15 protein-coding genes are annotated in these 18,926 nt (G+C 33.5%); 1 reads left to right on the top strand and 14 read right to left on the bottom strand.

Translation table 11 applies throughout. The annotated features are described in order from the left end of the window. Positions 1 to 8: 8 nt before the first annotated feature. The 6 genes from NRE15_RS10630 to NRE15_RS10605 all read right to left on the bottom strand — a co-directional run bounded on the left by NRE15_RS10630 (position 9) and on the right by NRE15_RS10605 (position 9,667). Entirely contained in the window at positions 9 to 1,088 is a 1,080-nt protein-coding gene (locus NRE15_RS10630) for an ABC transporter ATP-binding protein (RefSeq protein ID WP_313792857.1), read from the bottom strand. An 18-nt stretch (positions 1,089 to 1,106) separates the two neighbouring features. Continuing rightward, positions 1,107 to 2,066 carry a LacI family DNA-binding transcriptional regulator gene (locus tag NRE15_RS10625; protein WP_313792856.1) on the bottom strand — a complete coding sequence of 320 codons (960 nt, stop codon included), beginning with the start codon at positions 2,064 to 2,066 and terminating at the stop codon, positions 1,107 to 1,109. Between the two features lie 462 nt (positions 2,067 to 2,528). After that, positions 2,529 to 3,782 (bottom strand): AlbA family DNA-binding domain-containing protein, encoded by a 1,254-nt coding sequence (locus NRE15_RS10620; RefSeq protein ID WP_313792855.1) that lies wholly within the window; start codon positions 3,780 to 3,782, stop codon positions 2,529 to 2,531. Between the two features lie 53 nt (positions 3,783 to 3,835). Next, a complete protein-coding gene (locus NRE15_RS10615; RefSeq protein WP_313792854.1) occupies positions 3,836 to 6,952 on the bottom strand; it encodes a type I restriction endonuclease subunit R in 3,117 nt (1,038 codons plus the stop codon). 20 nt (positions 6,953 to 6,972) lie between these two features. Then, on the bottom strand, positions 6,973 to 8,175 hold the full coding sequence (locus NRE15_RS10610; RefSeq protein ID WP_313792853.1) for a restriction endonuclease subunit S: 1,203 nt from the start codon (positions 8,173 to 8,175) through the stop codon (positions 6,973 to 6,975). After that, positions 8,165 to 9,667 carry a type I restriction-modification system subunit M gene (locus tag NRE15_RS10605; RefSeq protein ID WP_313792852.1) on the bottom strand — a complete coding sequence of 501 codons (1,503 nt, stop codon included), beginning with the start codon at positions 9,665 to 9,667 and terminating at the stop codon, positions 8,165 to 8,167. Before NRE15_RS10605 ends, NRE15_RS10610 begins: the two co-directional genes overlap by 11 nt. 254 nt (positions 9,668 to 9,921) lie before the next feature. Between NRE15_RS10605 and NRE15_RS10600 the strand changes: the two genes are divergently transcribed. After that, complete coding sequence (locus NRE15_RS10600) at positions 9,922 to 10,845, top strand: MBL fold metallo-hydrolase (RefSeq protein WP_390887144.1); 924 nt, start codon at positions 9,922 to 9,924, stop codon at positions 10,843 to 10,845. Positions 10,846 to 11,593: 748 nt separating this feature from the next. Here NRE15_RS10600 and NRE15_RS10595 read toward each other — a convergent pair. The 8 genes from NRE15_RS10595 to NRE15_RS10560 form a co-directional block, all read right to left on the bottom strand. Further along, the gene (locus NRE15_RS10595; protein ID WP_313792850.1) at positions 11,594 to 12,349 is read right to left on the bottom strand and encodes an adenosylcobinamide-GDP ribazoletransferase; all 756 of its coding nucleotides are present in this window, start codon (positions 12,347 to 12,349) and stop codon (positions 11,594 to 11,596) included. After that, positions 12,346 to 12,981: a bifunctional adenosylcobinamide kinase/adenosylcobinamide-phosphate guanylyltransferase gene (gene cobU / locus NRE15_RS10590; protein WP_313792849.1), complete on the bottom strand. Its 636-nt coding sequence runs from the start codon at positions 12,979 to 12,981 to the stop codon at positions 12,346 to 12,348. Before cobU ends, NRE15_RS10595 begins: the two co-directional genes overlap by 4 nt. Next, entirely contained in the window at positions 12,974 to 13,720 is a 747-nt protein-coding gene (locus NRE15_RS10585) for a hypothetical protein (protein ID WP_313792848.1), read from the bottom strand. Before NRE15_RS10585 ends, cobU begins: the two co-directional genes overlap by 8 nt. Positions 13,721 to 13,826: 106 nt before the next feature. Further along, positions 13,827 to 15,167, bottom strand: a complete 1,341-nt coding sequence (locus NRE15_RS10580; protein WP_313792847.1) for a cobyric acid synthase — start codon at positions 15,165 to 15,167, stop codon at positions 13,827 to 13,829. A 30-nt stretch (positions 15,168 to 15,197) separates the two neighbouring features. Beyond that, on the bottom strand, positions 15,198 to 16,154 hold the full coding sequence (gene cbiB / locus NRE15_RS10575; RefSeq protein ID WP_313792846.1) for an adenosylcobinamide-phosphate synthase CbiB: 957 nt from the start codon (positions 16,152 to 16,154) through the stop codon (positions 15,198 to 15,200). A 38-nt stretch (positions 16,155 to 16,192) separates the two neighbouring features. Continuing rightward, positions 16,193 to 17,059 (bottom strand): GHMP family kinase ATP-binding protein, encoded by an 867-nt coding sequence (locus tag NRE15_RS10570; RefSeq protein ID WP_313792845.1) that lies wholly within the window; start codon positions 17,057 to 17,059, stop codon positions 16,193 to 16,195. After that, entirely contained in the window at positions 17,052 to 18,173 is a 1,122-nt protein-coding gene (locus NRE15_RS10565; protein ID WP_313792844.1) for a pyridoxal phosphate-dependent aminotransferase, read from the bottom strand. The genes NRE15_RS10570 and NRE15_RS10565 overlap by 8 nt, the downstream gene beginning before the upstream one ends. Next, positions 18,170 to 18,925 carry an ABC transporter ATP-binding protein gene (locus NRE15_RS10560; protein ID WP_313792843.1) on the bottom strand — a complete coding sequence of 252 codons (756 nt, stop codon included), beginning with the start codon at positions 18,923 to 18,925 and terminating at the stop codon, positions 18,170 to 18,172. The genes NRE15_RS10565 and NRE15_RS10560 overlap by 4 nt, the downstream gene beginning before the upstream one ends. Between the last annotated feature and the right edge of the window lies 1 nt (position 18,926).

Raw genomic sequence — 18,926 nt, 5'->3', positions numbered from 1 at the left:
TTGTTTTTTTAAATTCTAATACCGCTTTGTGAATTAAATAAATAAATCTTTTCTGAATTAAATATGAGTTGATAGCTTACTTCACTGTCTAAACGCTGTGACACATTACTCTTAACAACTAATTCCCCTTGTGGCGTATTAAAATAAACAATATTTTCTGATCCAAGATATTCAACGAGCTCAGGTTTAAGCCCCTCTTCTTGATCAATCAACGTTATGTCTTCCGGACGGATCCCTACTATCACCTCCTTTCCTACAAAGGCCTTCGCTTTTTCAACTAATTCCGTTGGTAAAGGAATCACTGTTTCACCAATTTGAACACTGCCTGAGGGACTCAATTGACTATGCAACAAATTCATGGACGGTGTGCCAATAAAGTTAGCAACAAAGGTATTACTCGGCTCTTGGTAGATTTCCTCCGGTGTGCCTACTTGTTGAATGACACCATGGTTCATCACGACAATCTTATCGCCTAAGGTCATGGCTTCGATTTGGTCATGCGTGACATAAATCATGGTCGCTTGTAGTTGTTTATGTAAATCTGAAATTAGTTTTCGTGTTTGAACCCGGAGGCGAGCGTCTAAGTTGGATAAGGGCTCATCAAGTAAAAATACTTTAGGGTTTTTAACGAGAGCTCGGCCTAAAGCCACCCGTTGTCTCTGACCGCCTGAAAGTTGTTTGGGCAAGCGTTCTTTTAAGGTGCCTAATTCCAACACATTTAAGGCATAATCCACTTTTTCATCGATTTCGGCTTGTTTGATTTTGGTGTTTTCTAAACCAAAGCTCAAGTTTTTATCGACCGTCATATGAGGATACAAGGCATAATCTTGGAAAACCATGGCTACTTCACGTTTACTGACTTCCACTTCGTTCACAACGATGTCGTCAAGGATAATTTCGCCTTCATCGATATCTTCCAAGCCTGCAATCATCCGTAGTAAGGTGGACTTACCACAACCGGAGGGGCCTACAAAAACGACCAATTCCCCTTTATCCACTAATAAATCCGCTTTATTCACGGCATAATTTTCATGATCATCATTATCATAGAAAATTTTTGACACACCTTTAAACTCTAAATAGGTCATTTTTCGCCTCTTCTTTCCCTAACGTAATGAATCTTTGATTTTTATATCGGTTGTTATCGTTGCTTGTTTTGGTATCTTGACGTCATTGATTAAATGAATGAGGTTGGTTGCAATGGTTTCGCCCAACTGCGCTTCTTTTAAATCTACACAGGATAAGGTTGGCGAAAAAAATTCACTGGCTTCCAAACTTTCTGAAATAGCAATCACTGCGAGATCAGCAGGGATATTTAGTTGGTTTTCAGTGGCGAATTTATAAACGCCTTGGGCCATCACGTCGTTGTCGACGATGATGGTATCGAGGTTGTGGGTCGGCCACATGTTGTTTAGGACTTCGTAAGCAAAAGCAGCTTGACTGATTTGGCGGTTATAATTGATATGGTAATAATTTGTGTCGTCAGTCAAGGCTTCGCGAAAGCCTTTTTCACGGTCTTGCGAGACCGTCATGTCATCTGCTGCATTGATGAACAAAATGCCCGTTTTGACTTTCGTCAATAATAGTTGGGTCAGCTGTTTCATCATGGCTTGGTTGTCATTATCGACATAGTAAGAGGTGTCAATAATGGCTTGGGAGGGTCTACCTAACCAGATATGGGGTGTTTCAACGGCTTGGGTATCTTGTATTTTGGGATTCATTAAAATTAAGCCATCAATCGGAAAATAGTCATGTCTTTCTGAAAAATTGGGCATGAGCAATAAATAATATTCTTTCTCCGTGCATATTTTCAAAATGCTATTAATCACTTTTTGTTGAAACATATCCAAGGATCCGGTTGGCGAATCTAGTTGGATGCCAATCACTTGCGATTGGTTGGTCGCCAATGTCTTGGCATAGTAGTTGCTTTTATAATTGAGTTCTTTGGCTGCTGCCAGTACGCGTCTTTTGACGCCATCGCTGGTAAATTTTGTGTTGTTGAAGACGTGTGATACCGTGCTTTTGGATACGCCCGCTAGTTTTGCTACATCGTTAATCGTTGCCATATGTCCACCTCAGAAAACCGCTTTTCTAACCGAACTTATATTAGCAAACCATTGTAAATCTGGTGTAAGTTTTATGTTAATTTGATGATTTTGAATGTAAAGATTAAGTAAATAGGGGGAGGTGGATTGTAAAGGTGGGAGTGGGAGGAAGGGTAAGCTTCAAAAAGCAGGCCTTTGACGGATAGTGGGACCGTCCTGGGTCACTGTCCCAGGACTCGCCTGGCTACTCAATCGCTAAGACCTGAAGATCTAAGCGCTTGATGTGTGCCAGTTCGTCCTTAACACTATCGGTCAAAGGCCTGATTTTTCGCTTATGTATTTCATTACGTTGAATTTCACTTAGCAAAATAACGGCGTATTTAATTCCAAAATTCATTGTGAATCTTATTTCAATATTGTTTATCCCTTCTTAATTCAAGTTAGTTTCAACTATACTCAGTCGTAAAATATCTAAAACTCAAACTAGTCATCTGAATAAAATTTCAACATTAAAAACCCTTCTATTGGAATTGAAATGTTTCTACCATGCACCTCATACTTGATGCTACAATCTTTACTAATCATTTCTTTGGAGTATAAGATTTTTAATGGTTCAGCAAGAACTTCTCTTTTATAATGATGTCTAACCTCACCTAAATATTCCGTAATGACATACTCATTATCATACTCTTCAACAGTAGGATAATGAGAAAATAAGTTTCCTCTAGAAATCTCCAAAGGGTTATTTTTGGGTTCTGAATAATATTCTGGAATCACCCATCCTACTTCCTTCGGTATATAGAAATGAATGATTACATCTTCAATGAATTTACTATCACTATTTAGAATATATGGGTTAAACTCTTGAGCAAAATTTTCTTGAATAAAAAATAAATCCTCACTATTAAAATCTTCCTTCACACTATTTATTCTTTCAATCAATTCTTCTTCTGACAATCTTATCGGCAGTCCCATATAATTATTTCCTATATTTATTCTCCCATCACTTACTTTTTGCGTCAATTTCTGAAATTCTTTAATAGCTGGAATATATATTCCTGGGAGAGGATTATTTGTTTCAATAGATTTATCTAGAGAATCTGCATTTTCTTTTTCTATATAATCTCTCAAAATTATTAGTTGTTCTTCATAAAATCTCTTGTTTTTTGATGATGGTAATTCTTCAATATTATTCATTTCAATATTTACATCAAGCTCTTTACTCATTCTTTCGTCAAATCCAATTAATATTTTATGTGAGCTAATATTTGCTGATTTTATTGAATAGATTTTTTCTAAGTCGTCTCTACTTACTCTGCTTGTAGTAGAACCCTTCCTAATTTGAGATTCTCCTGCTTTGAATCGCTGATTATCTTTTTTTAGCATATATGGTCTATCACTAAAACCATTAATTTCTAGAATAGCTAACTGATAACCTTGAAAACGATAAGGATAAAATGACAAGTCTATAGTTGGCTCAATGTTATTATCAATTAATTCTTCTATATCTGATTGGTCCGGTATTGATTGAATTGAATTATACTCTCTTGAACCATCTTCTAATAATTTGACTCCAAATATAATATACTTAGTTCCTTCATAATGAGCATTTGCCATTGCCATGACGTCTTTAATCAACTCAGGCTTATTTTTGTTATCATAAAGATCTCTTTTAAAATCTAATTTTGTATTTTCAAGTTCAAATTCTATCAAATAATTTAAATCTTCATTATCCAAATTAACCACATCCCTTCCAAGATACACGATGAATATATTTTCTTATATAGATTCTATTCACTCACCATCTGCATCCCGTCCCAATACTCAGCCTGCTTCACTACTAGATCAATAGCTTCTTTATAATTTCCAGGATACTTATATCTTTTCAATAATCGTTTAATGGTCCTTCTTACATTAGCTCGTCCTGATTGTTTTAATTCCCAATCGGCAGTCATTTCTTCCGATATCGCTTTAGTTAATTCTTTAGTAAGTTGAATGAGTTCTTCATTGGTGTAGAAATCTTGAACATTTTCAGGATTTGCAATTGCGTGATAGAAAGCCAACTCAGCACGAGTCAAACCTAATCGAATATGCTCATCTTGAGACTCCATGGCTTCTTTAGCTAAGTCTACCAAAGCTTTACGAGTCCGTTGCAAATCATCCGTTTCATAGTTACTTGTTTCCGTTTGGATAATATCGTCCATTCCTGCAAACCGATCAAGGCTTTCAGCGTTATCAACTTGACCATCTTTATATCGTTTCATAATAGCACGTAACCGCTCAGAAAATTCTTTTCCTTTAACAATATCATGCCGAGAAATTGCTTTAATTTCATCCTTCAAAAGTTTATTTAGCAATTCAATACTAAGGTTCTTTTGTTCCATTTTTTCGATCTTTCCTAAGAAATTTGGATCAAACAAACTGAATCCTTTATCAAAATCAGTAAATAAATTAATGACTCCTTCACTATGAATAGATTGTTCGAGCAACTCAGATATTTGAGCATTAATATCCTCTTTTGATAATTTTTCTGTTCTTCTAATACGATTGACACTTATACGGATTGCTTCAAAATAGCCAGCTTCTCTTTGTTCTTCTTTTGATGTTATCGATGAACACAGTGAATGAGCTTGTTTCAAAGCATATGCATCATTTGTAAAATTTTTCAATTTTTCTTCATTCAATGCGATTACGTGATTTATTCCATCAGCAATTAACTTTGATAAATTTTCTGAAGTGATTGATTGAGAAAATATTTGAGAATAATTAAAACCATTGAAATAAACATTTCGACAAACTTCTAGTTTCTCTTTGAATTTTGGATAAGCCGAATCACGTATGTCCGCATTATCAATGGCTTTTTGATCTGCCGTCGTATAATCACTCATTGCTTCTTTCAAAGCTTTTGCAATACCAATATAGTCAACAACTAAGCCACCTTCTTTATCTTCAAAGACACGATTCACCCTAGCGATCGCTTGCATTAAATTGTGTCCTTTCATTGGCTTATAAATATACATAGTTGCTAGACTAGGGACATCAAATCCAGTTAGCCACATATCTACTACAATGGCGATTTTCATTGAATCATCATTGTCTTTAAATTTTCTAGCTAAATCATCGCGGTCGGATTTTGAACCAATAATATCTTTCCATTCTTCAGGATCGTTATTATTGCCCGTCATTACCACTTTGACCTTTTCATTCCAATTTGGTCGTAATTCTAAAATTCTTTGGTATATTTTAATAGCTATTCTTCGATTGTATGCCACAATCATTGCTTTACCTGTTAGTAAACCTGCTCGTGACTCCTCATAATGAGTGAGGATATCTTTAACTAAGGTATCAATGGCTTGGTCTGATCCTAAAATAACTTCAAGTCTACTTAATTCTCGCTTACTTTCCTCAATTACTGACTCATGTGCTTCATCTGCCAAGTCATCATATTTGGCATCAATTTCCTTTAAGAGTTCATCATTTAAATTAAGGTTAATCACTCGATTTTCATAATAGACAGGTTTTGTTGCACCATCTGCTACTGACTGCGTCATATCATAAATATCTATGTAATGTCCGAAAATCTCTTGAGTATCTTTATCATTTTGTGATAGTGGTGTTCCTGTAAATCCAATATATGTTGCATTAGGTAAGGATTGTCGAACTAAACGAGCCATCCCGCTTTGAACTTTACCATCTCGCCCTATTTTTTCTCTTAAGCCATACTGTGAGCGATGAGCTTCATCAGCTATCACAATAACATCATCTCGAGGTGTTAATGGCTCTTCAGATTCTGCAAACTTTTGCATCGTTGTAAAGAAAATCCCGTTTGATCGGCGGTCACTTAGTAACTCTTTCAAGTCATATCTTGATTGAGCTTGAATTGGTTCTTGTCTTAAAAAATTTTTAACTCTAGAAAATTGTCCATAGAGTTGATCATCTAAATCATTTCTATCAGTTAAGATAATAAATGTCGGATGTTTTAAGGATTTCATCATGAGTTGTGTATAGAAAACCATAGATAAAGACTTTCCTGAACCTTGAGTATGCCAAAAGACTCCTCCCCGTCCGTCTTTATTTTCGATTGCTTTAAGCGTTGAATCTTTAGCTTTATGTACAGCATAATATTGATGATACTGTGCCATAATCTTAATTACCTTGGATTCTTTATGTTCGAATATAATAAAATTCGTTAAAATATCTATTATCCTGTTTTTATCTAGAACTCCATCAATTAGAGTTTTATAATTAACATATATGTTGTCTTTGCTATCTTTCGTTTTCCATTCTTTATACCATTCTTCATGAGAAGTAATTGTTCCAACTTTAGTATGGGTAAAGTCGGAAATAATGTTAAATGCATTGTATACAAACAATTCTTCAATATCGTGTTGATAATTACGAATTTGACGATAAGCACTGTGAATATCCGATTGAAGTGAAAATGCAGATTTTAATTCGATAACGACAAGGGGAAAGCCATTGATAAAAAGAATTATGTCTGGTCTCTTTTGTTCCTTACCAATAATTGTTAATTGATTTGTTACAACAAATGAATTATTCTCTACATTTTCAGTATCTAATAAATAAACGCGACTTGTTTTTTGTTTACCATGTTCATAGTGACTAACTTCTATCCCATTTTGTAAATAATCAAAAAATATTTCATTACGACTTGCGAGTAATCCAGCATCAATATTGGATAGTAAATAAATCGCTCGTTCAATTATATCAGATGATATTTCAGGATTGATCCTAACTAAACTATCCCGCATCATTTCTTCAGCAAGAGGTGATTTTAAACTTTTACGTACAATTTCTTGTTGAGGAACATAGGTATAACCTAAGTTCTGAATCTCTCTAATAAATATCTTCTCCAATTCATCTTCCATAAAAAGTACTTCTGCCATGGAATCACCTCCTGATTTATTTATTCTACACTGATTTCACCCGACATGAGTTTAGGAAGTAAAGTGTTTCTAATTTTTTCTAAAATGATATTCTCGTTATGAAGCTTTATTTGATAGTCAATTATAGAATTCCCTAGCGTATTAAATTTATTAATGTACTCTGTACCAATGGGTACTAACACTTTAAATGTCTCTAAATCCACTTTATTAATTGATTGAAAAATAGTTCCTGATGATTTTGAAAGTAGGTTTAGTTTAAAAGCCTTAATATAATAATAAATATAACTACTCAAATTTTCATCAGGTGAAATAGATGCAAGACCACGACCAATGCAAATTTTATTAAAAATATTAATATTCATTGCACCAACAGGTGCTCTAACACTGATTAAGATATCTTTATAATATGACTCTCTTGTTATTTTAGATGTGTATTTCTCAACATCTGGAAATTTAAATCCAAAAGTAGTATTTCCTTGCAAAAAAGGCAACCCATTTGATGTTAAATTATAGTATTCTGATTTTGGTGATTGGCCCATAGTTATCTTAGAAACACTTTTCAATGGCTTAACCAACCACCGAGTAGGAATTAATCCTATTTCACTCTCTACAAACTCTTCATTTTGAAATGGTTCAAAATCTATAAACCATGATTTAAATAACGCTTGGACTTGTTCTTCAAGATTACTGATAATTTTATTATTAATTTCAATTTTATCATCTAACGCTGAGAGAATGTCTGATATTTTATTTTGAGTGAACAGATCTGGTATAGTAACTTCATATTCTTTTATAACTTTCCCAGAAACCTCTGGAAAAGTCGTTCCACTGCCTAATTTTTTTATATCATTAGTGTTGTACTTTAGTAGATAAAACAAATAATCAGTTGTAATGTATTCTTTTTTAGGAATTATGGATTTAAAGCCTTGATTGGTTGCTAGTTCATTTTCCGCGATAGCAATATACCCAATTGGTGCTCTTGATGAAAACAAAACAGTCCCCTTGGGAAGCAATTTTGCACTTGAATTTTGTAAACCTTCTTGACTTATATATCTATTACCTGAAGATATATATTTTTCTTGATAACCTGATAAATCTCTAGGTGTTATCCACGGAATATTTCCATTATAATATTTATTATTCTTTGTTGATGGTGTTCCTCCACCAATTACTTCTCCAATTTCGCCGAGTTTTAGTTTTTTCCAACTTTGTTTAAAATCCATAACCAATTCCACCTAATTGTTCTTTTATTAGTTCTTCTAATTGATTGGATTCTTCAAACAAATCTCGTAATTCTCCAGTCAGTCTTTCCATTTTCTCTTCAAATGGCTCACCATCATCTTTGATATCTTCAAGTCCGACATATCGCCCAGGAGTAAGTACATATCCATTTTCTTTAATCTCTTGATACGAAGCTACATAAGAAAAACCTAATTCTTCTATTTCTAACCCTGCATTAAATTTATTATACTTAGATACAATTCTTTCTATGTCACTATTTTCAAACTCGCGATATTTACGAGTAACCATTTTACCTAAATTTCTAGCATCAATGAATAGTGTTTTCTCTTTTTGAGTTTTATTCTTATTTATAATCCATAAGGAAACAGGAATAGGAGTCGAATAAAACAAATTTCCTGGTAGTGAAATGATACATTCAACTAGGTCATCTTTAATTATATTTGCTCTTATCTCCCCTTCTCTACCACTTGAAGATAAAGACCCGTTTGCTAAAACTAATCCCATCTTACCTTTTGGAGCTAGATGATAAATCATATGTTGCATCCATGCAAAGTTCGCATTACCTTCAGGAGGTATCCCGTATTGCCAACGGCTATCTTCAGCTAACTTGTCTCCTCCCCAATTTCTCATATTGAATGGAGGATTAGCAAGGATAAAATCAGCTCGCATTGATGGGTGTTGATCATTGAAGAAAGTATCTGCAGAACCTTGCCCTAAATCTCCTTCAAGGCCATGAATTGCAAGGTTCATTTGTGCTAGTTTCCAAGTATTCGCATTTGCTTCTTGACCATAAATAGATAGATTATTAATCCTTCCTTGATGCTGTTCAACAAATTTCGCTGATTGCACAAACATTCCCCCCGCACCACAACAAGGATCATAAACACGACCTTCGTAAGGTTGTAGGATTTCAACAAGAGTCTTTACGATGCTTGAAGGAGTATAAAATTCTCCCGCATTTCGTCCTTCAAGCGAAGCAAATTGTGCAATCGCATACTCATATGTACGACCTAAAATATCTTTTGAATCGCCATGTTCTTTCAATTTTAAATTATTAAATAAGTCTACTACTTCTCCAAGACGCCTTTTATCTAATTCCGGGCGCGCATAATTCTTAGGTAATACTCCTCTTAAACGACTGTTTTCTTCTTCAATAGCAACCATTGCATTATCAATCACTTGACCAACTTCTGGTGTCATCGCTTGACTTGCAATATAATTCCATCTAGCCTTCTCAGGTACAAAGAAGATATTTTCTGCTAAATATTCATCACGATCTTCTTCAAAGCCATCTCCTTCGCTAACTAATTCTTCATATTTCTCTAAAAAGCTATCTGAGATATATTTTAAGAATATTAATCCTAAAACCACATTCTTATATTCAGCAGCATCTATGTTTCCTCTTAGTTTATCAGCAGCCTTGAAAATTTCTTTTTCAAAACCTAAATTTGCACTATTTACCGTTTCAGCCATATCTTTTACTCCTACATTAAATTCATTTATCAATATTATAGCATACTCTTTGATAACCCTTACCTTAATTTATAAAAATTGTTTCCAATAAATTATTTTATCTATCATTCATTTGATAAAGATAGATATATTCATCAACATTCTTAAGTGTATGCTATCATATTTCATGTCACTGCCCTAGCATTCCACCCCACCATTAGGTAAAATACAAATATAACACCAACACAATATTTAAATTTAAACCCATAGGAGGAATGCTAATGACCTACCAATACCATTTTCACGATATGACGCTAACTTGGTTGGATGGTGCTGACACAACCACTGATGCTGGAACACTCTTTGGACCAGTCCCTAAAGTTGTTTGGTCACGTTACTATCCATCGAATGAAGATAATCAATTAGTGGAATTTACTGATCCGATTCTTATCCAATACAAGGACAAAAATTATTTGATTGATGCTAGTCTAGCTACGGATCGAATGGATGCCAAACAACGTCGCAATAATGGTGTGCTGAATGATAATAATGTCATTCAATCATTAGAAGAATTGAACCTTAAGCCAGAAAACATTGATGTGGTAATGATGACGCATATGCACAACGACCACTCAGGTGGTTTAACAACCCTAGATCCAGAAACAGGTGAGTTTTCTTCAACCTTCCCTAACGCCGTTATTTATATGAGTGCAATTGAATGGGATGAAGTGCGTCATCCTAATGCACGGACGCGGGGTACTTACTTAAAAGAAAACTGGGAAGCTGTTCAAGATCAAGTGGTGACTTTTGAGGATACTTTGGAAGTAACACCAGGGATTACCATGTATTTAACCGGTGGCCACAGCCGTGGGCATAGCTTGATTAAGCTAACCCAAAATGACGAAGTGATGTTGCATATGGGGGATATTTTATTGAACCATTCGCAGAAAAATCCGCTATGGGTAGCAGCGGTGGATGATTATCCGATGGATTCAATTGCGGCCAAGACAAAGTGGTTGAATGAAGCCTTTGAAAATGGCTACAAATTATTCCTTTATCATGATCCTCACTATGCAGTGATTCAGTACGATGAAAAAGGTGAAAAAATTATTGATTATATGGAACGCGGCAAAACTTCGCCGATTCCTTGGACAGAAAAACAAGACCGCCGTGTGCCGTTTGAGAAAGCTGATAAATAAAGTTACTTACTTAAACTAGTGATAATGCCCATAAAACCTTGCGACTGAAGGTTTTATGGGTATATTTAAGTTGTATTTCTTAATCGCTTTACTTCCATATTGAATACACTGGATGATTGTTGTGCCTTTTTAGTGATATAACAAATCAAAAAGAGTGTTAATCATTGGATCAAGCAAAGACCATTTAGTCTTTATATTGGAAGAATTAATACTAATCGAAGAGAGGGGTGTAAAAATCTTTTTGCTAACTGTAAGACAATATCTCAACATATACCGAGCATCATCAAAAGACTCTTATCGTTATGATAATAATAACGGCAAGGGCATTTTGAAAATCGAATATTTGACTAAGATTTTAAAGTTTGACTTGGACGAATGAAAAAAGTGATAGTCTCGAAAACTATTTATATCAATAGAATCCATTGTGATATAAGACATGCAAATATCAAATGGTAGAATGAAGCTATTGAAAATAGTTAAAAGTTTTTTTCATTACCGCAATGATCCGGTGACTCCATAAGATGAAAAAGCGAGAATATCGTTGGCTACATGTAGCGCAGTAAAACCACATAGATTTCTTAGACAAAAACAAGACCGCTATATTCCTTTTTAAGAAAGCTTAAGTAAATGAATTTAACATACTAAAGAGCACCCATACAACCTTAAATCATAAAGTTCAATGGGTGTTCTATTTGCTTATTTAGTTTTAATTGATGGACAATATATTAGTATAATATCACATGTAATATTATATTATTATTGCTCTAGCAATGAGCCAAACCATCTGGCTAATAAGAACCGCAGCCCCCGAAGTATCACCATTTATACCGCCGATTTCCTTATAGATAAATCTTCGATACGATTCTATTACGATAATAACAATACAATATATTATTGCCCCCGTATAACCATAGATTAAAGATATGTATACTAGGGCAATAATCTGCGCTGTAACTAACTTTGTTGTACTAATTCCTATGAGAATATTACCTAAACCTTCTTGACTTGAACTTTTATAGACTACGTCCCTGAAAGTTAGTGTCATCGCACTTCTTGATATCATAAAAAATGAAAGAATAAATAGAATTTCATCTTTTATTGAATTTACTTCATTTAGTTGTTTCACACCCATTATTAGTATAATAATATAATATAATATTAATGCTACAGCACCGTTAGTACCTATGCGTGAATCTTTCATTATCTCAAGCTTTCGTTCCTTGCTACGGCCTGAGAATAATCCATCCATAGTGTCAGCAAATGCATCATGATGAAAAGCACCTGTTAGAATGACATCCAGCAATAGTATTAACGGCCATGCTTCAATAACATCTATTCTTAGTCTTAAAATAAAGTAAACTAGAGCTGGTATAGTACCATAAACTAAGCCATAAACACCTAAAAAAGTAACACCCTCTTTAAAAACGTTTATTGGATCTTCTATTCGATAGTTAATAGGAATTCGTGAGAAAAATTGAAAATAATTTATTAAATATTTTATCACGGTTTAATTCTCCTTGGGATTCCTAACTCAACTATATATACCTCATCTGCTTCACTAGCAATATATTGGTTAATTGTCCCATAATAGTCTACAAATATTCTTCCTATCTTAGTATGAGGCATGATAGCCCAACCTACCTCATTAGTCACAATTACATAGTTTACGTCAGTTCTCTTCATCTCTTTGACAAGTTGATGTGCTTCCCTATACAGATAACGATGCATGTACTCAATGTCTTGATTGGTAAATGTCTCTACAAAGTCATCTAAGGTAAAATGATTAGGAAGTTGATTCACTTTATATTTATTCTTGTAGTAATCTTCCAAATGGTCAAAAAATAAATTATTAATCCATAGAGTTACACAATCTAAAAGTATTGATTGATATTTCTCTGTAATTGCACTTACTCTGATAAATTTGTCCAAATACTTGAATTGTTCGATAGTAACCCAATTAGATGACCTTTGAGCTTGATGATAAACAATACGTCGCTTAAACTCCTCATCAAGAAATTCATTTGCTTGTGTCGCAATATACGCCACTTTTTCGGAGTTAAATCCTTTAACTAATTTTTCAGCAAAACTAGACTTACCACTTTTAACAGGTCCAGATACCAATATAATATTACTCATTGACAGCCTCCATTTCGCCTATAATGAATACATCTTTAAATGTCTCACATAAGTCTTGATATAACTCTAATTTCCCTGCAACAATTACTGTTGTACTAGGTCCAGCTGATTGTTCACACATTGCTTTTAGAACATCATCCTTCATTGGTCGAAAGATTTGATTATTCATCTGAGCCAACTGATTTGCCTCATCCCAACTCCCTTTAGAGCCTACAGGAACTATCTCTGAAATTCGATTACCCCACTGGTGTAATTTCTTTATATCATCATATGAGATAATATCATCAAAGTGTCTTAATAATTCTTCTCCAACATATGGAGTACCTAATTGAAAGACAATGTCTCCCGGCATGACTGACTTCCACTTTAATTGTTCTTGACTCGATCTGCCTAAAATAGTTACTCCTATGCTACTCATGGTAGTTAACATGTTCTCTTCAGTGCTCCCATTAATTGATAGATTGGGGTATCCTGCTTTTATCAGTTCTTGTTGAATTCCTCTAATATATTTTTCTCCTGTAGGTTTCATTTCATTACCTGAGAGATTAACTACTAGTAACGGCTTTGCACCTATACACAGAAGTTCTAAGAGAGGTCCCCTAACACAATACGCACTTGCTATTTCTGCTGGAACACTAATCATATCATTCTCTTTTTCTCCAATAGCTGACGAGGTATCACAAGCAACCACAATATACTCATCGGCAATTGTTGTTATACTTAAGTCTCTGTATTGCATATAATCACTTACTTTCTAGTCGAATCATTGTATTAATGGTAACTTATTAGAAAAATAATCAAATTGGTAATTGGTTAAGGTATACTGAAAGAATTTCGAATTAACTTTAACCTTTTTTACCACTAATGATTTCATCTAATACATTTAAATCAAGGTGTTTTCTAAGATGATTAGCTAATAAATCATACTGCTGATCTTTAAATTCCTTGTATGTAAAATTTGGCGGTTCTATTGGAGCTCTACTATTCTTTAATTGAATAAAATTCAATAAGTTTGTCGTCCAATTCAAGTATTCAAAAATATCGGGAAATTCAACATGTATAATATTCTTCTCCTTAAGATGGTGCCAATCAGTTTGTAAGTTTACTTTGTAGTCATCTACTTTGACTTGGTCCTCGATAAGTTTAACTGCCGACAATTGTTGCTCTGGTTTCAATATTTCATAACTCTTTCCAAAGACTAGAGTAAGCGTCCCTGTATCAACAAGGTTATCTATAATCTCCATCCACCCATCTTCTTGAAGTCGTGTACGATTACCTAAAATATCTTCACTATCTGGGATGATAAGTACATCCGGATTTCTTAATTGCTTTTTCTTCTTTACAAAACGAACAGAGACATCATCGAACACCAACAGACTATTAAATTCATTGAAGTTCGTCATAAAATCCATCATTAGTACAGCTACATCGATATCCTTACTTACATCGGCTTCAACCATCATTTCACTTAAGGCTAAAGAGTCTTCACTATCAATTGCCAAATCAATATATGGAACAACACCAATTACTGGTATATCAACTAACTCTTCAATCATTCTCAAACCGTCCTCGAGTAAGCTGATGTCCCCTCTAAACTTATTAATAATAATTCCCTTAACTCTACTCTGTTCTTTCTCACTTAATAGTTTAATCGTTCCAAAAATTGAGGCAAAAACTCCTCCACGATCAATATCTGCAACAAGTAATACTGGACAGTCAGCAATTTCAGCCATCCCCATATTTACGAAATCATCTTTATTTAGATTAATTTCAGCAGGACTACCCGCCCCTTCAATTACAATTAAATCGTTTTCGATAGTAATTTCCTCGAAAATATTTTTTATTTCTGCTTTTAGCTTTTTTTTATCTTTATAATAGTCATTCGCTTCAACCGTACTTATATGCTTTCCTTTAAATATAACTTTAGTCTTTGAATCCATTACTGGCTTTAATAATATTGGGTTCATTCGAATTTCTGGAAAACGTCTAGCCGCTTCAGCTTGAACTGATTGTGCACGACCAATTTCATCACGATTAGCTATTTTATAGGAATTTAATGCCATATTCTGTGATTTAAAAGGAAAAACTTTAACTCCTCGGTCTGAATATATGCGACATAATCCAGTGACAATTAAACTTTTCCCAACATCTGAAGCTGTACCTTGAATCATTATCGATTTCCCCATAGAACGCTCCTTTACTACATTTTAATTTTATTAAATTCTGATAGTTAGAAGAATGATACTCATTGTTACGACACTTAATATTGATGTACAAAATAATAACAGATTAACTTTATCAATATCTTTTATTGACGGCGATCTATTATCATCTCCTATCGTGGGCTTATATACTTCCTTGCCGTGATACTCATGTGTCCCACCTAATTGGATATCTAAAGCTCCTGCTACAACAGATTCCGGAAAAGCACTATTAGGGCTATTATGATTTTTTCTATCTCTTAAGCCTATCCTTATACCATTTTTCCAATTCATTCTTAACAAAAAACTAGCTATTACTAGGTAAATCCAGCTTAATCTTGCTGGAATCCAATTTACCAAATCATCAAATTTGGCAGAGAAAAAGCCTATATATTTATAAGGAAACTGTTTATAGCCAACCATTGAATCTAGAGTATTAATTGCTTTGTAGATCATTCCACCTATCGGACCTAATAAAACAATGTAAAACAAAGGGGCTACAAAACCATCACTAGTATTCTCAGCGACTGTTTCAATGACTGCTTTGATTATTTCTTCCTCTGTTAGATTTTCTGTGTTTCGCCCCACTATCATCGCTACTTGCTTTCTTCCCTTAACTACTCCACCTTGAGTGAGTTCATCCTTTACTTTTTCAGCTTCAATTGCTAAGCCCTTCGCACTAAAGCATGTATATATCATGTATATTTCTATTGCCCAACCCACATAATAATTCATTTGATATGCAATTATTAGACAGATTAGACTCAAAATGATAATTAAAAATATAAGTGACACATTCAAGAGTAAGCCTATCATATATTGTAAAAAAATACTTTTTGATGGAGTGTTGTATCGCTTTAAAAACCAAGATATATATTTTCCCATTAATTTTACTGGGTGCGGCCAACTATATGGATCAGCAAACAAAAAATCAAGTAGATATGCTGCACCAATACTAATAACAAGTTTCATCTCTCACCTCCTAAATCAATTATTTATCTTTGACTCAATCAATGGTACGGAAGAACCATCTTGTAATGTTTTATCTGATAATAGCTTACTAAATCTATTGATTGAATTAGATTTGTAACCATTATTTTATTAATGACACTTTCATCATATATTATCCCAATGACGGTTCCGGTATGAGAGACATTCAACCCTTTTATTCCTTGAATACTTTTTAATTTAATTAGACCTTCTAAGAATGGCTTAGTTAAGATTTTTTCATTTAATAGTGCAGATAATTCAGCAACTTTAATTAGTTGATCAAGTGAATGACAATCGAAAGCTTTAGTTGTTTGATTCAATAAATCAGAATATGCTTTTATATTCCAATCTCTTTCACTATAGCTTGAAATTATTGTACTCGTGTTAATACTTTCCGATGGGATGATGCATGCAACTGAATAATATTTATCTTGAGTAAAATTTAAAATACTCTCACCTGTATCTGGATTCATCAAAGTCAGCGATGGAAAAACAAGGCTATCTGTTGCTTCTATTTGAGTGAGTACCTTAGCAATGAATGTTGGATTCCAATTAAGATCAAAGTATTCAGATAAAGCAATTGAAAGACTAACTAAATCAGCAGTACTACTTCCCATACCCTTTTCGTATGGAATAGAGTTGTCTATTTGAATATCTATTTTTTCCCACTTTTTTTCAGAATCTCTTATAAATTTTTTTGTAAAATTTACAAGTTTTTGTGCTTTTTCTGGCAATAAAATATTACTTCCTTCTTCTACTTTCTTAATAGTGACATGAGTGTAACAATTAATTGCGTATGAACAGAGAAATCTTTCATTGTTTATTTTTCCTTGAACTAACTCACCGCATGAAGCGGGGAAACTTACTTTAACCACTTTATTACCCATAATTTTTCATTATCACTTCCATACAATTGATAAGTTTTTCAATCTCAGAAGTAGTCCTTACAGCAATTCTGGAGTATGAATTGTCTAATCCAATAAAATTACTACATGAACGAATTATTATTCCATGTGATAGTAATGCTTCATATAAATTTATCTTCGAACATTTAATTAGAAAAAAATTTACATAACTAGGATAGATCTGAAGTTCATTGTACTTTTCCAATGATCTCTGTAACTTAATTTTTCCTTTTTGATAATAATTAATACTTTCTATCCGGTAATCATTAAGTTGATTTATTGATTCCCCACAAAGGACAGCGAATGTATTAATATTCCAAGTGCTTTGGAGTCGTTCGAAGTCATCTTTTAATTTATGATCACTAATTTTACAAAAGCCTAATCTTAGTCCTGGAATTGCATAAAACTTTGTAAGTGATCTAATAATCATTAGATTATTGTATTTAATTTCTCCCAACATAGAATGAACTTCACTATTATTCATAAACTCTATAAAGGATTCATCCAATATCAGCAAAATATTTCTCTCCTGTAAAAATTTTGCTAACGATTCTATTTTTTTCTTATTAATAAATTGCCCAGTCGGATTATTTGGATTACATAAGAATACCGCTCCTTGATACCCATCCACACCCTGTTCCTTATGCACAAAGGATTGACAATTAATAAAGTTAAAAAAAGAATCTTCACTAAATATAAAATGATCATTCTCGTTAAGAATATAAGTTAAAATATTCTTGTTATGGTTTTGAGCCGCTTTTCGATATTCAGAAAACGTAGGTTCGATTATAACAATGTTCTGAGGAAGAATGCTCATCATTTGGTGAATAAGCTCCTCAGCTCCATTACCAATGATAATGGATTTTTCGTTAAAATTATATAGATTTGATAAAGCTAGCTTTAAGTCACTATATGTATAATCTGGGTATTTCTCGATTTCAGCAAGATTTTCTATAATAATATGTTTAAATAGTTCAGGCATTCCTAATGGATTTATATTGGCGCTAAAGTCAATTAAATTCGAATTAGTTAGTTTCAAGTCACGTTGGATTTTCTTCAAATTTCCTCCATGTTTTTGTTCTGATATTTCTTTCATATCCACAATCCATATCTTTCATTCATGATACTTTTTACATTTATCCGATAAGCACGTTCAAGATTTTCACTCTCAAGAACATCTTCAATATTACCTTTAGCTATTAATTGTTTGTTGTGTAAGAGTATTCCACGATTTCCATAGTACTTGGCTACGCTTAAATCATGGATAATACTTATGACACAGCGGTCATCTTTTTGTAACCACTCACTAATTGTAGTGAATATTTGCTCTTGATAAGCCAAATCCAAATGGTTTGCAGGCTCATCTAAGATAAGAATTTTAGGATCTTGGGCTAATACTTGTGCTAAGAATACTCTTTGTAATTCCCCACCTGAAAGTGACAATATTGAGTCTTCACGATACTTATTCAATCCTGTAATTAGCAAGGCTTCTTCAATCTGCATATTATCATTCTCTGATAAGCTACTAAATAAACTCTTACGATAAGCATACCGGCCTAAGCTTACAATTTCTTCAACAGAATATGGATAAGTTACATTATGCTGTTGCGTTAAAATCCCTATGTTTTGAGCCTTAATCTTTGAGGGTAAATTCTTAATATCTATTCCCTTAAACTTAATCGTCCCTTCATATGACAGTGATCCTGATATAGCATTAACTAAAGATGACTTGCCAACACCATTTGGACCTAAGATCATAAACCAATCATTCTTTTTTACTTCAAAACTAATATCGTTAAGCACATTCTTATTTCCATAGCTAATATTAAGATTCTTCACTTCGAACATT

Origin of the sequence: Fundicoccus culcitae, from assembly GCF_024661895.1 — a bacterium.
GTDB classification, from domain to species: domain Bacteria; phylum Bacillota; class Bacilli; order Lactobacillales; family Aerococcaceae; genus Fundicoccus_A; species Fundicoccus_A culcitae.
Note: the sequence above shows the minus strand (reverse complement) of the source record. Positions and strands in the feature narration are given on the sequence as shown.

Excerpts from the sequence above, each read along its gene's own strand:
- NRE15_RS10560 (WP_313792843.1), bottom strand. The coding sequence starts at position 18,925 with ATGTTCGAAGTGAAGAATCTTAATATTAGCTATGGAAATAAGAATGTG.
- NRE15_RS10630 (WP_313792857.1), bottom strand. The coding sequence starts at position 1,088 with ATGACCTATTTAGAGTTTAAAGGTGTGTCAAAAATTTTCTATGATAAT.
- NRE15_RS10585 (WP_313792848.1), bottom strand. The coding sequence starts at position 13,720 with ATGCAATACAGAGACTTAAGTATAACAACAATTGCCGATGAGTATATT.
- NRE15_RS10605 (WP_313792852.1), bottom strand. The coding sequence starts at position 9,667 with ATGGCTGAAACGGTAAATAGTGCAAATTTAGGTTTTGAAAAAGAAATT.
- NRE15_RS10610 (WP_313792853.1), bottom strand. The coding sequence starts at position 8,175 with ATGGATTTTAAACAAAGTTGGAAAAAACTAAAACTCGGCGAAATTGGA.
- NRE15_RS10565 (WP_313792844.1), bottom strand. The coding sequence starts at position 18,173 with ATGAAAGAAATATCAGAACAAAAACATGGAGGAAATTTGAAGAAAATC.
- NRE15_RS10570 (WP_313792845.1), bottom strand. The coding sequence starts at position 17,059 with ATGGGTAATAAAGTGGTTAAAGTAAGTTTCCCCGCTTCATGCGGTGAG.
- NRE15_RS10580 (WP_313792847.1), bottom strand. The coding sequence starts at position 15,167 with ATGGGGAAATCGATAATGATTCAAGGTACAGCTTCAGATGTTGGGAAA.
- cobU (WP_313792849.1), bottom strand. The coding sequence starts at position 12,981 with ATGAGTAATATTATATTGGTATCTGGACCTGTTAAAAGTGGTAAGTCT.
- cbiB (WP_313792846.1), bottom strand. The coding sequence starts at position 16,154 with ATGAAACTTGTTATTAGTATTGGTGCAGCATATCTACTTGATTTTTTG.
- NRE15_RS10615 (WP_313792854.1), bottom strand. The coding sequence starts at position 6,952 with ATGGCAGAAGTACTTTTTATGGAAGATGAATTGGAGAAGATATTTATT.
- NRE15_RS10625 (WP_313792856.1), bottom strand. The coding sequence starts at position 2,066 with ATGGCAACGATTAACGATGTAGCAAAACTAGCGGGCGTATCCAAAAGC.
- NRE15_RS10600 (WP_390887144.1), top strand. The coding sequence starts at position 9,922 with ATGCTAATGACCTACCAATACCATTTTCACGATATGACGCTAACTTGG.